Source organism: Robiginitomaculum antarcticum DSM 21748 (assembly GCF_000365025.1).
In the GTDB taxonomy this organism is placed as follows: Bacteria; Pseudomonadota; Alphaproteobacteria; order Caulobacterales; family Maricaulaceae; genus Robiginitomaculum; species Robiginitomaculum antarcticum.
This window is the reverse complement of record NZ_KB823013.1, coordinates 1-12,925: the sequence shown is the minus strand read 5'-3', so window position 1 is coordinate 12,925 and position 12,925 is coordinate 1. Positions and strand designations below refer to the sequence as shown.

Genomic DNA, 12,925 nt, shown 5'->3' with positions numbered 1-12,925 from the left:
AAAGGATCCGCTTACCCGGGCTGGGCGTGGTTAATGACGGGCACGTATCCGCCTCAATCCGCGCTATTATAAAATATACATCCCCCCTCATAATTCTTCGTGTAGATTTGTCTTTAAGCCGGATCAACCGGATCATTTAGGACGAGATCACCCCATGCCAACATACACAACAGAAAAATTTCAACTTCCTTATATGGCGCCGTCGCAAGCGTCAAAACACATTACACATAACGAGGCCTTGCAACGCCTAGACACGGGCCTTTATTTGGCCGTATCCGATTTCGCGACCACACAAATACCGATCGAGCCCGACGATGGATTGGCTATTATTATTGGCGAAACGCCCGACCCTCATCTGACCCAGCGCGCGGGTCAAATTGCGGTATTCCAAGACGGAACCTGGGTGTGGTTCACGCCTGCCCCGGGCTGGGTCATCTGGAGCCTTTCAGAGGCGCGCCTGCGCGTGTTCGACGGGCTTAACTGGGTCTTCGGCGATCACGGCGCTCCGGTGTTGGATGAATTGCCACAGCTCGGCCTGAATGCGACTGCGTCGGAGGCGCAGCGGCTCGCCATATCGTCAGAGACGACGCTGTTTAATCATGACGGTACGGATCACCGCCTGAACATCAACCGGGCGACGGCCGGGGATACGGCGAGTTTGGTCCTTCAGACTGGATTTACCGGACAAGCGGAAATCGGCTTATCGGGGTCGGAAGGCTTGGCGGTTAAGACAAATATGGATGGTAGCGAGTGGACCACCCGGCTTTCCTGTCCCGATGATACACCGGGCGTGTCCGCGCCAGCCTTTCGCTCGCGCCGTATTGTGGTGCAAGCCGATGGCACTGCAGTCGTTCCAACGCCTGGCCATGGGGGGCTAGTCGCAATCACCCTCATTAGTGAAGTTGGATATCCGAGGAGCTCGCATAGCGGCATATTTGTCTATGATACGGGATTGTCCTTAAAACTGATAACCCTAGCCGCGCTGGATGACATCGAGAACCATGATACGATGGCGCTCACCGGCACGGTAAGTACGCCTGATCGAACAGGTCTGGCCGTCCAATCAGGTGCGCTTGTCCTTGAAAACCGCACAACTGTGCCGCGCGATTATAGCGTTACCTTTATCGGTTAAAATCAAACGAAATTATTTCGTTGCCGTCACGGGAATAGTTTCGATGCCCTTCGTTAAGAATAGCGCTTACTCCTCTTCGCTATGCTCTGAAGGCTTGGGATTGGTGAAATCAAATCCGCCATCCTTCAAAACAGGAAGGGATTTCCACTGGTCCGTGTAACTTCGCCATTTGCCAATATAATGGGTGAAGACATCGCTTTGATAAAACTCGGAAATCAGTTCGAGGTTATTGATGTGTAGCCAGTGGTAAACATTCCGCCGAATTCCGCCGATTTCTTTGGCAAAATTTGTTGGATAACCAAGTAATTCCATATTATCCGCCGAAAAAGTCATTGATACAGTGCTGGATCCTACGGGAATACTGGCTCTTCCAACTTCTATCCAGCGCTTGGTCGGCATCGCGGACATTGTCGGCATATAGTCGCCATTGCCGATGAAAAAGATTGCCTCATCGTCTTCCTTGCAAACGACATCGACTTTGACCTTTCGGTCTTCATCAATTCGGCTCAAAACGACATTGATCATTTGCTCGCGCTTTTCCGCGAAACCGTCTTCTCCACGCCCTTTAGGGTGGATGAAGTTATGCCATCTATTATCTTCGCCCGCGATGTCGTCGTGCCAAACACCCGCAACTGATGTCGAGAACCCGGATATACCGCAATTTCTCTGCTTTTTAAACCTTACTTTCATGTAGGCAAAACCGGTTAGCTGATAGCGCGACAGCAAAAGATTAGGGTAATCATAGAGGGGCATCATCTTTTCAACAGTTTTGATATTTTCTGTTGCAAAATCTAAAGCGGCCTGATCTCCGCTCTTATCGTGATATCTGAGCATTTCCAAAATAATCGTCGTCCAACCGTTGAGAACATAGGTGGGTATTTCGTGAGGATACTCTTCCACGGCAACTCCGAAAGGCGTCATAATCATTACGCCGCCTTCGTTCTGAGGTATTTTTAGGCTATTGAGTATTTGGGTTGCCGCAACCTTATATTTTTCTTCTCCTGTCACTATGTAAAGATCATAAAACATGGGGAGGTATCGAGCTTGCGTTAGACCTGAAATAAAGCGTCCAGGCCAATAAGTTAACCCGTCTTGATCTGTATAGAAGAAACCGAGCGCATCAAATTCCTCTATATAGTCCATCCGTCTAAGCGTCGCATCAGCGACACGCTTCGCGGCGTCCAAGTATATCGTCGTCTTCTTTCCTTGAGTGCGATGAAGGTATATATATTCATACAATAGATAAGAGCCATAAATAGGGTGAGCCGTCACGCCATCGGTCTTAAGTATCCCAGGGTAGCCATCTGGTAAGAATTGCAGCCTATAATATACGTAGTGCTCTCGACGTGCTTCTCGAACGGGTGGTAGACCCGCTTGAGCGGCGCCAAAATCGTCAAGCAGCGCTGATTCTGGCGCTTTCGTGGCGGCAATCTCGACCTCATCTGAACTCGGCACAAAGGCAGGAAGAGAAATATCAACTTTGACGGAATCAGATCCGGGTATGACGCGTGGAATATAAGTTGGAGCAGGAAAAGAAATTTGACTCTCACTAGTTTTACGAGGCTCACATGCGGCCGATGTAAGCGACGCCGATATTAAAATCGCCCCTAAGTATATTGCATGCAGTTTTTTTTTCGTGTCGCCCATATCAACGATCGGGTTCAACTTTGTCCAATCTAATATTACCGATTTCAATCGCGCCAGTTGCGGTACTCGTATACGCGTTGCCAGCCCCGGCCGCCGGATAGACCATCAGTTTATATCTACCAGAAGTCTCCGGGGTGACCTCAATGAAAACATTCATTTCCGTGAATCCGTCCAGGGTGGAATTTGATACTGCCGCTGTAAACAATCCGTTCATCCGACCAGGTTCCCCGTTTGGTGAGATGAAAAGACTACTCCTCATGGAGTCGGTATCGACTGGATCAATACGTAGCAAAGATTGAATGTCTTGATCATCGACTGTTTGGTTTGCTGGAAATCGCATCTGGCTTTGCCAACGGTAGCGACCGGGCTGAAGGTCTGCGACTTTGATTGAAAGAAATTCGTATTTCTCACCGCTATTGTCGCTGATCCGTGCAAATTCCCCAGGGTTAGACGAGGTAACAGAACCATCAAAACGTACTGAACCGACTAAATCTTCTTTAGGTGAGGCATCTGAAAACAATGTCTCTAGAATTTTAAGCTCGAGCTCAACGGGAACCACGACCTCGGAAGGCGGATCAATTGCAACGGTTCCACCTTCGTTAGCGCCTGGCGCTAGAGTATCGCTACAGGCCGCGAGGACAAGCATGCTGATACCTAAAATGGCGAAACGTGTTGGTGTTTTCGAAATATCTGACATCTGTTTGTCCTTTGTTTGTTCTTGAAAAATAAAGTTTCTGTAGGGAATATCATATGCCGGGTTTTGTTGCAACGAAGCGCGAATTAAGCTTTCACCACGTTTCCGCGAGAGTCCTCCGGTAGACCGGCTGTGGCGTTACGCGTATCGAGCACAAGCGGAATGGCTTTGCACAAGGCTGAATAATCGACGTCGGTGTGCGCGGTTGCAATTATGGCCGCGTCGAACCCGTCAAAACCGTCCGCCGACTCCATTCCCGCGAACTCAGGATGTTCCCGCGTCATCGGGATGGTTGGGATGAACGGGTCGTAATAGCTCACATTCGCTCCATGAGACTTGAGTAGATCAAGCAACTCTAACGACGGGCTCTCACGCATGTCGTCTATATTCGCCTTATAGGCGAGCCCAACGAGCAGAACATTTGATCCCGCGAGTGATTTGCGTAGACGCAGGCTCATCTCTTCGAGCAAACGCTGAACGATGCGGCGTGGCATGTTGGTATTAATATCGCCAGCCAATTCGATGAAGTGAGTGGACAGACCATGCTCACGCGCCTTGTAAGATAGGTAGTACGGGTCAATTCGAATACAGTGACCGCCGACGCCGGGGCCGGGGTAGAAGGCGTGGAAACCAAACGGTTTCGTTTTGGCCGCGTCGATGACTTCCCAAATATCAATGTCCATCGCCTCGAAAATTACCTTCATTTCGTTGACGGCGGCGATATTTATCCAACGATAGATATTTTCAACGAGCTTCGTGGCTTCGGCAGTGCGAGAATTGCGGACCATAACGGTTTGAACGATAATATCGTAGGCCGCCTTAGCCATGATGCTCCCGTGGGGACCGTCGGCACCGACAGATCGTCGAGGTTTCAAAGTCAGGATTGCCCGGATCTTCGCGTTCTGGCGAATAGGCCAAGGCGAAATCAACTCCGGCTTTCAGACCAGAAGTCTCTAAAATCGGTTTCATCACCTCCTCGGTGGTACCGGGATAGGTCGTCGATTCCAGAACGATCAGCTGTCCGGGTCGCAGGACTGTGGCCAACGTCTTGCAGGTCGCTTTTACATAGGACAGATCGGGCTGATGATGGACATCAAGTGGCGTCGGCACGGCAATCAATATGGTGTCGGCTTCTTTCAAGTCTTCGGGATTGTGGGTTGCCCGAAACAGTTTCTTTTCGATCATGTCCTGTACGCGCGCATCCGCAATATGTTTCATGCCAGATTGACCCGCGTTCAGCTGATCGGCCCGGGCTTTGCTGATATCATAGCCGATGACTTTCGTGTTCTGACGATTATAGGCCTCGGCCAGCGGTAACCCGACATAGCCCAGCCCGACGATGCCGATGACGAGGTCGCCCGATTTGGCTTTCTCAAGAAAATTATTACTTAAAGTCATGACAGGCACAGATCCTTACTTGATACGCGTACTATTTTGCTCGGCCACTGAATAGTGCAAGCTTTTTGATGTGTGATTGAAAAATTTTGGGCGGTAGCCCCAGTCCATTTGCGCAGTTGTAAATTTGCCCTATAGCTCATGAAGATACTAGCCTCAAGCTATGGTTTTGCTCGGCGCATCGCTAGAAAAGCGGCTAGGCCATGAAGTGCATGCGACGTATGGCGGTAAAAGGTGTTTTCTAACTCATCCGTCGCTCTCAATCGGCGCAGAACTTCATCCGCCAATATACCTGATTGACGATCCCAGAAGTCTCGCGTCACCCCGTCTGTTTTCGGTATCAGTTCACAAACCCCTAAAAGCATTTCTCCAAGCGACCATAATCGCGCTGGTTTTGGGTAAATCAATAACCAATGAGCCCCAACGTTGCGCCGAATGTAAGCCAGATTATCGTTCTCAATAAAGGCGGCACCCCGTCGATGTACGCCATCAATCCAACCGTTCGGCGTCGCAAGCTGACCCATCACTGACATCGCACGTTCAGAAAGACCATCATAACCACGAAGTTCGGCAAAGCTGCGCATGACATACCACTGATGTAATAGATCAATGACTGGCCGATTGGGATCATAGTCCCACCCTATGCCTTCATGATAATCACCCCAAGCATGCTCCAAAAATGCATCACAAACACTCACGGGACGATTTGCGGCCTGCAATGCAGCAAACGATGCCAGTATCGTGTTGAGGACAGGTACGCGGTAGACATTCAAACCATAGACCGGAACGGGCAGACCATGGAGCTCGGCTGTCTCCTCACGGCACCAATAGTCCAAACCATCTGCTGCTCGCTCAGAAAGACGCGTCGTATTCACTCCCACGGCTTTTAATCGAGCCAGAGCCCCGCATATGCAGGCGGATGTGATCAGAAACGGCTCTTGCGCTGTCGCCTCATGAGCCGGCCAAGGAAAGTTAAGTCCCCAGACCGCTGCGGTGTTCTCCGCCGGCCCAATAGCTTGGGCTGTATCTGATAAACGTGCAAGCGAACCTCGCGCAAATTTAGCGAGCCAGCCCTGTGTTACAATGTTCGATTTATGCAAGAGTACAGCGGTGTCCAGCATCTTGGCTTCCGCCATGGGATGAACGGTCAACTCCTGCCAATAGGCATCCGCCCCAACCCCGCCACTTGCCTGAAAAGCGTCTAGCCCTTCAAGCAAGCAGGCCTTAATTTGGGTCAGTAGACTAGGTGGTGACGTTACCATGATAACCTAGGCTAACGCGGCCTTTGCGGCTTCGATAACGCGGCCTTGGTCTTCTTCCGTCAAATAAGGATGCATTGGTAGGCTGATAATATGATCAATACAGCTCATTGTGTTAGGAAGGCCGTTGCCCGCGACAGGATAGTGTTCATAGGCAGTCTGCATATGCACTGGCTTTGGATAATAGCGGGCTGTCGGGATACCGTCAGTTTTTAACGCGTCAGCAAATGCGTGCGGATCAGGCACTTCAATCGTATACTGCGCCCAAGTCGAAAGCACACCATCCATGACGACGGGAACGCGATTAGCAACTCCACTCAACTCTTCGGCATAGCGAGTGGCAACGACGTTACGTTTTTCAATCTCATCACTGAAAACGGCGAGTTTAGGCAGCAAAATTGCGGCTTGGATTGTGTCGAGACGCGAATTCATGCCGATACGGACATTATCATATTTGTCCGTACCTTTGCCGTGAACGCCTAGCGAGCGCAGTTTAAATTCTAGATCCTCATCATTCGTCAAGATCGCCCCCCCATCGCCATAGCAACCGAGCGGCTTAGCCGGGAAAAAGCTGGTTGTCTGAACATCAGCCCAAGCCAGCGGGTGCTTCCCATTGAGCGTCGTACCAAAACCCTGAGCAGAATCTGAGATTAATTTCATGCCGTTTTCACGCGCAATCGGGGCAATGACATTATAATCGGCACTTTGACCGAATAGATCGACGGCGATTATGGCCCGTGGGCGTAATTCGCCTTTATTTTTAACATCCGCGATGGCCTGTTTCAGGCTCTCAAAGTCCATGTTGTAGGTATCACGATCTATGTCGATAAAGACAGGTGTTGCGCCAGCCAGAGCAATAACTTCGGCGGTTGCGCAATAGGTGAAGGATGGGCAGAACACGGCGTCGCCGGGGCCGACATTCCAAGCGAGAAGCGGCAAAAGTATAGCATCCGTCCCGTTGGCACAGCCGACAGCGTGTTTGGCTTCGCCAAAAGCGGCGAGCTTGGCTTCAAAATCTTGAACTTGTGGGCCAAGGATATAGCGACCACTTTCCAAAACGGCGGCGATGCCAGCATCTATATCGTCTTTGAGACGGTTTTGCTGGGCTTTAAGATCAATAAACTGCATGGGATTCCTTTTTTCTTCCGCAAAGAGGAAGGCTTGAGTATTTAGATAGGTTTCGGAAGGGTGTCAGACGCCATTACGCGAAGAACGCGCAGAGCTTCCTCACCATCGGTAAAGGGGGTTGTGTCGTTAGCAATGCAGTCCAAGAAGTGTTGGCACTCCAACTTGAGGGGTTCACCTTTTGGCACATCAATATAATCAACGTCGGCCTTGTGAGGCACAGGTTCCCGTCCCGATGTGTCGATGACATGGCGGTAAACGGCAAGCTTTTCTTCCCAGGGTTTGACGTCATCAAAAACGGCCATGCCGGTTTCGCCGACGACAACAAGGCGTTGTTCCTTGAAGGGATGTAACCACGAGGCGAATACATGCGCGCGGCCACCGGATGGGAAGACCATATCAAGACGCGTTTCGTCAGCAATTCCTTCAGTTACAAAATCCAGACCACTTTGACGAACGTGGCTCGGGGCTTCGTCGAATAGGGCGAGCAGCATAGACACATCATGCGGCGCGAGGCTCCAAAACGCATCTTCTTCGACGCGAAATTTGCCTATGGAGAGACGGTGGCTATAGGCGTAGCGGAGTTTGCCCAGATCACCGTCGCGCACCATGGTGCGAAGGGCGACAAAGATCGGGTGATATTGCAACAGGTGCCCCACCATCAAAATGCGGTCGGCCGCTTGCGCGGCTTCGTGCATTTTCTCGCCATCCGCCACAGATAGGGCAATCGGTTTCTCAACATAAACATGTTTGCCCATCTCAATGGCTTCGAGAGCAAGATTGGCGTGATATTCGGCTGGCGCGGCGATAACAACGCCATCAATGTCGGACGCGAAAGCCTCTTCTTTCGTCATGGCTGCAACGCCGTGCATATCTGCATGGAGTTTGGCAGTCTCAGGGTTTGGGTCAACGACCGCTGTTAAAGCGCCCAGCTCCGCAAAATTCCGTGCGAGGTTTTTACCCCAATGACCGCAACCGAAAACAGACACTTTAGGCTGTTTTGTTCTAACTTGTTTCATACTTATAATTTTAAATACTCCAGCTAGCGTTCTACTTTTTCATGTGTACCACAAACGCAATTAACGCAACTATAGTGTAAGTTTTATTAGGTTCATAGGAATTAGTTTACACTGTCTGACATCTGCGCTTATGACACAGATTTAGGTCTGGGCTTCTCTAATTGGTTTAAGTCAAAGTGATGATTTCCTTTCGTCTCCAGCTCTGCCTCTTTCCCGGGTCAGGCTTCTCTTTGCAGTCAGTTGAGCAATGTTAGCCGCTGCATGTATGTTTCAGATTGTTGTGTGGAGCGCCCTGCTAAGAGCCGCACTCAAACGATGGCACATCAGTATAAGTCTTGGCCAAACACCGCGGACAAGCGTCGATGACGCAGTGCAGGTTTTAACCATATTAGAGTCCGCCGAAGACATGCGGTATATGGGAGAGGATGCTATCATCCCGGTCATAGCGTAAGATATTGCCGTCGAGCCATATCCGGGGCTTTGACGAAAAATCATAGTGAACCGGGTAAAATGAATTTAAATCGTGCCGCGCAGCAAGCTGCGTTAAGCCCGCTTGAACCAAAATTGAAAAATGTTACATGATTGCTCAACATGGTCTAATGGAACGTGAGTATCAGATTTTAAAAATCCAATACTTTAAAGACCTGACTGTAGGCTATAGATGCGCGGTTCGAACTGGCTCTGATTCCCGCAATAAATAGAGAGATTAAATGGCGCGTATACTCATCACTTCCGCTTTGCCTTATATTAATGGCGTAAAGCATTTAGGCAATCTGGCTGGATCCATGTTACCGGCCGATGTCTATGCCCGCGCCATGCGGCTGTTGGGTCACGACGTCCTTTATATATGCGCCACGGATGAGCATGGCACACCGGCTGAGCTGGCCGCGCAAGCGGCGGGTATGGATGTCGCAGATTATTGCGATGAAATGCACCAGGCGCAGAAATCAGCGGGCGAGGATTTCGCGCTTAGCTATGATTACTTTGGCCGAAGCAGCGCCCGGTCTAATCACGCGCTGACGCAGGACTTTGCCGCACGGCTTGAAGATGCGGGGCTGATTGAGGAGCGCGTTTCCAAACAGGTTTATTCTAATGCCGATCAGCGGTTTTTGCCGGACCGCTATGTCGAAGGCACATGTCCAAACTGCGATTACGAGTCCGCCCGCGGTGATCAGTGCGATAATTGCGGCAAACTTCTCGATCCTATAGATTTGATAAATCCGTATTCTGCGGTGTCGGGTAGCAAAGATGTGGAAATACGCGAAACACGCCACCTCTTTCTGCGTCAATCGATTATGGCTGATGACCTGCGCATATGGGTCAACAGCCACAGCGCAGACTGGCCACCGCTGGCGACATCCATTGCGCTGAAATGGCTGGATGAAGGCCTGCGTGACCGCGCGATTACGCGCGATTTGAAATGGGGTATCCCAGTATTGCGCCAAGGCTTTGAGGGCAAAGTCTTCTATGTTTGGTTTGACGCGCCGATTGCCTACATCTCCGCAACGCAGGATTGGGCGGAGAAAACAGGCGGCGATTGGGAAAGCTGGTGGCGTACGGATAAAGGCGCAGGCGAGGTCCAATATGTTCAGTTTATGGGCAAGGATAATGTCGCCTTTCACACGCTGTCATTTCCGACCACGATCATAGGCACGAACAATGCAGGCGGCGATCAGTACAAATTGGTCGACAATCTGAAGGCGTTTAATTGGGTCACTTGGTATGGCGGGAAATTTTCGACTTCTCAAGGGCGTGGCGTCTTTATGGATCAGGCAATATCTATTGCGCCGTCCGATTATTGGCGCTGGCATCTCATGGCCAATGCGCCGGAGGGTAATGATGCCGCCTTTACGTGGGAAGAGTTCCAAAACAGCGTCAATAGTGATCTGGCCAATGTGTTGGGTAATTTCGTCAACCGTATCACCAAATATGCCGTCGGAAAGTTCGATGGCGTTGTCCCTGATGGCGGACAGGACGGGGAACACGAAGCGTGGATTGCCGCAGAGTTATCCGAGCGCCTTCCGGCATTGATTGCGCATTATGAAGCGCGAGAATTCCGCAAAGCGGCTGAACAGACCCGCGCCATTTGGGCGGCAGGCAATGAATACCTGACGCGCAGCGCGCCGTGGACGCATTATAAAACCGATGTCGACCAAGCCGCTGTTGGAGTACGCGCCGGCTTAAACCTCGTCGCTCTGTTCGGTATTATCGCCCAACCTCTCATCCCCGACGCAGCCGCAAAAATTCTGAACGCTGTCGGCGTGCCTGAGGGTAACCGGACGTGGAGCTTCGGTGATTTCTCTGGCGTAGCCGATTTACTCGATGCGCTGCCGCGCGGGCTACCAATTTCGCCGCCTGAGCTTCTATTTACGAAAATCGAAGATGACCAAATCGTCAAGTGGACGGAGATGTTTGGCGGCGGGGAAGTCTAATATTGCGGCCACAGTTCGAAACATACTGATATCAAAGTCACATTGGCGTAATTTGTTTTCACATTGCCAGATTGTCGCAGTAATGTTAGGCTATACTCTCAACAAGGGGAGAAATATATGGCACCGATTGATGCTATTAAGACATTTTACCGCCGCTACACCGATTTTGCTGGACGTTCATCGCGCTCTGAATATTGGTGGTTTTTATTATATTACGTCGTCATTCTAATCGTGCTGGCGATGCTGCTCGGAAATACGTCCGATATGATGGATCCGGCTACGGGCATGATGGGGGGATACATGGCTTTAGGGTGGCCTGCGCTAATTTGGGCCCTGCTTCATCTTATCGGCATGATAGCGCTCATGGTGCGCCGCACTCATGATTGGGGCAAGACCGGATGGCTGAACCTTTTGCTCATAGTTCCAGGCGTGAATTTCATATGGGAAATCGTCAATGGCGTTATTGGTAGCGAAGCCGGCACTAATAAATATGGCGCAAATATTCATGGCACAGATACTGATACTTTAAATTAACACCGTATTAGTGTCGATATTGAGCCTTTTATGCAGCGCTTCGGCGCTGCATTTTTATGTCCGGCTACGACTGCCCCCGCACTGCCTCATAGACCGCAATGGCTGCGGCGGTGGAGACGTTAAGCGATTCGGCGCCGCCGGGCATGGGAATGCGCGCGACTTGGTCACAGCAGTCGCGCACCCTTTTGCGAAGGCCCGGTCCTTCTGCGCCTAATACAATAACATTCGCGGCGACAGTGGCGTTTTTAGGCAAGCGAAGCGCTTGCTGCAATGTTAAATCTGTCTCTCCCGCCAGACCCGTCACCATCCATCCGTCCTCGCGCAGGCTAAGCAGTGTATTGGCGATATTGGTGACAGTGGCGCAGGGCACGGTTTCAACATAGCCTACAGCGACTTTGGCGACCGCGCCGTCTAGCGGCGGAGCTTTGCGATCTTGCATGATAATGCCCCGCGCGCCAAATGCGGCGGCAAGGCGAAACATTGCCCCGACATTATGCGGATCGGTGAGTTGGTCGAGCACAAGGATAAGCCCTTCTGCGGGCGCCATTATCGCGTCAATATCAGCCGGGGCGAGCGGCGCGCAGTGCAGTGCGAGTCCCTGATGCACCGCGCCTTTGGGAACGAGGTTGTCTATTTGCGCGGGATCGGTCTCTATGAGGCGCGCCTCCTTATCCAGATTCAATCGCGCACGTGCGGCAGGGCTGACCCAGCCTTTATGGATTTGGCGACGCGGATTGGCGAGAGCTGCTATGACGGCATGTTGACCCCATATAAGGCCTTTGGATAAGGATTGTTGGCGATTCTGCGCAGGCCTGGCGCGTGAATCCTGCGGAGCAGCGGTTTTGGCCGTAGGAGCGCGGTTTTTCGCTGAATTTTTTGGCTTCCGGCTATTGCGTGGCGGGCGGGACATCTCTATACGACACCTTCAATTTATTTTTAAGCCCTCTGTGTATGGATTAAGCTAACGTTTGGCTACCCCGTTCACAGAGCGTTTTTTGTTGGAGTAACGGGGTTTCCCCAACACAGTCGCGCACATAACCATTGCGCGGTTTATGGTAAGGAGAGGTGGCCGAGTGGTTAAAGGCGTCAGACTGTAAATCTGATCACTATGTGTACGTTGGTTCGAATCCAACCCTCTCCACCATCCGTCGCTTTTGCAAAAGCGGGCAAAGTTAAAAAGAACACAGCGGGCGTTGTGTAGTGGTAAGACCTCAGCCTTCCAAGCTGATGACGCGAGTTCGATTCTCGCCGCCCGCTCCAATTTTTGTTCCGGCTGTCCGGAGCTATAACGCGGCAAGCCTGTCGCGCCGAAGTTAAACGTCCGCGGACGGTAATCCGCAAGAAATGTTGCGCTTGTTATTGCTGCGGGCGTCACTACATAACCACCCACGGTCGAAACGGTTTCGGCTACAGATAAAGAGTAAGCGAAATGGCAAAAGAAAAATTCCAACGCGACAAGCCGCACGCCAATGTTGGCACGATTGGCCACGTTGACCACGGTAAGACGACGCTGACGGCGGCGATCACGAAGTATTTCGGTGATTTCAAGGATTATGACCAGATTGACGGCGCGCCTGAAGAGCGTGCGCGCGGTATCACCATCTCTACGGCTCACGTTGAGTATGAGACGGAAAACCGTCATTATGCTCACGTCGACTGCCCCGGACATGCTGATTATGTGAAAAACA

At 51.2% G+C, this 12,925-nt stretch carries 10 protein-coding genes, 2 tRNA genes and 1 pseudogene; 6 read left to right on the top strand and 7 right to left on the bottom strand.

From position 1 onward, the window contains the following. The first annotated feature begins 154 nt into the window (after nt 1-154). A complete protein-coding gene (locus H142_RS15185) occupies nt 155-1,132 on the top strand; it encodes a DUF2793 domain-containing protein (RefSeq protein WP_017931911.1) in 978 nt (325 codons plus the stop codon). 66 nt (nt 1,133-1,198) lie between these two features. Here the strand turns inward: H142_RS15185 and H142_RS0109545 are convergent, their stop codons facing one another. The 6 genes and pseudogenes from H142_RS0109545 to H142_RS15175 all read right to left on the bottom strand — a co-directional run bounded on the left by H142_RS0109545 (nt 1,199) and on the right by H142_RS15175 (nt 8,271). Then, on the bottom strand, nt 1,199-2,797 hold the full coding sequence (locus H142_RS0109545; RefSeq protein ID WP_017931910.1) for a D-glucuronyl C5-epimerase family protein: 1,599 nt from the start codon (nt 2,795-2,797) through the stop codon (nt 1,199-1,201). Further along, the gene (locus tag H142_RS0109540; protein ID WP_156811985.1) at nt 2,781-3,476 is read right to left on the bottom strand and encodes a hypothetical protein; all 696 of its coding nucleotides are present in this window, start codon (nt 3,474-3,476) and stop codon (nt 2,781-2,783) included. Before H142_RS0109540 ends, H142_RS0109545 begins: the two co-directional genes overlap by 17 nt. Before the next feature lie 83 nt (nt 3,477-3,559). Then, nucleotides 3,560-4,871 (bottom strand): annotated as a pseudogene (locus H142_RS17270) (nucleotide sugar dehydrogenase). Between the two features lie 158 nt (nt 4,872-5,029). Continuing rightward, entirely contained in the window at nt 5,030-6,130 is a 1,101-nt protein-coding gene (locus H142_RS0109530) for a hypothetical protein (protein WP_017931906.1), read from the bottom strand. Nucleotides 6,131-6,136: 6 nt separating this feature from the next. Continuing rightward, nucleotides 6,137-7,255 carry a DegT/DnrJ/EryC1/StrS family aminotransferase gene (locus tag H142_RS0109525; protein ID WP_017931905.1) on the bottom strand — a complete coding sequence of 373 codons (1,119 nt, stop codon included), beginning with the start codon at nt 7,253-7,255 and terminating at the stop codon, nt 6,137-6,139. 41 nt (nt 7,256-7,296) lie between these two features. Further along, nucleotides 7,297-8,271: a Gfo/Idh/MocA family protein gene (locus H142_RS15175; RefSeq protein ID WP_017931904.1), complete on the bottom strand. Its 975-nt coding sequence runs from the start codon at nt 8,269-8,271 to the stop codon at nt 7,297-7,299. Nucleotides 8,272-8,981: 710 nt separating this feature from the next. On the opposite strand from H142_RS15175, the gene metG reads away from it, so the two are divergent. Both metG and H142_RS15170 read left to right on the top strand, forming a co-directional pair. Next, entirely contained in the window at nt 8,982-10,703 is a 1,722-nt protein-coding gene (gene metG / locus H142_RS0109510; RefSeq protein WP_017931902.1) for a methionine--tRNA ligase, read from the top strand. 117 nt (nt 10,704-10,820) lie between these two features. Continuing rightward, nucleotides 10,821-11,237: a DUF805 domain-containing protein gene (locus H142_RS15170; protein WP_017931901.1), complete on the top strand. Its 417-nt coding sequence runs from the start codon at nt 10,821-10,823 to the stop codon at nt 11,235-11,237. 64 nt (nt 11,238-11,301) lie between these two features. Here the strand turns inward: H142_RS15170 and H142_RS0109500 are convergent, their stop codons facing one another. Continuing rightward, entirely contained in the window at nt 11,302-12,147 is an 846-nt protein-coding gene (locus H142_RS0109500; protein ID WP_017931900.1) for a TrmH family RNA methyltransferase, read from the bottom strand. 149 nt (nt 12,148-12,296) lie between these two features. Between H142_RS0109500 and H142_RS0109495 the strand changes: the two genes are divergently transcribed. The 3 genes from H142_RS0109495 to H142_RS15165 all read left to right on the top strand — a co-directional run. Continuing rightward, a tRNA-Tyr gene (locus H142_RS0109495) sits at nt 12,297-12,381 on the top strand. Nucleotides 12,382-12,423: 42 nt separating this feature from the next. Then, a tRNA-Gly gene (locus H142_RS0109490) sits at nt 12,424-12,497 on the top strand. A 169-nt stretch (nt 12,498-12,666) separates the two neighbouring features. Continuing rightward, nucleotides 12,667-12,925, top strand: a 259-nt coding sequence (locus H142_RS15165) for a GTP-binding protein (protein WP_017931899.1), incomplete at its 3' end; no start/stop codon positions are given.

Coding starts and splice junctions, on each gene's coding strand:
- H142_RS15185 (WP_017931911.1), top strand. CDS start 155: ATGCCAACATACACAACAGAAAAATTTCAACTTCCTTATATGGCGCCG.
- H142_RS0109540 (WP_156811985.1), bottom strand. CDS start 3,476: ATGTCAGATATTTCGAAAACACCAACACGTTTCGCCATTTTAGGTATC.
- H142_RS0109530 (WP_017931906.1), bottom strand. CDS start 6,130: ATGGTAACGTCACCACCTAGTCTACTGACCCAAATTAAGGCCTGCTTG.
- H142_RS0109525 (WP_017931905.1), bottom strand. CDS start 7,255: ATGCAGTTTATTGATCTTAAAGCCCAGCAAAACCGTCTCAAAGACGAT.
- H142_RS15175 (WP_017931904.1), bottom strand. CDS start 8,271: ATGAAACAAGTTAGAACAAAACAGCCTAAAGTGTCTGTTTTCGGTTGC.
- metG (WP_017931902.1), top strand. CDS start 8,982: ATGGCGCGTATACTCATCACTTCCGCTTTGCCTTATATTAATGGCGTA.
- H142_RS15170 (WP_017931901.1), top strand. CDS start 10,821: ATGGCACCGATTGATGCTATTAAGACATTTTACCGCCGCTACACCGAT.
- H142_RS0109500 (WP_017931900.1), bottom strand. CDS start 12,147: ATGTCCCGCCCGCCACGCAATAGCCGGAAGCCAAAAAATTCAGCGAAA.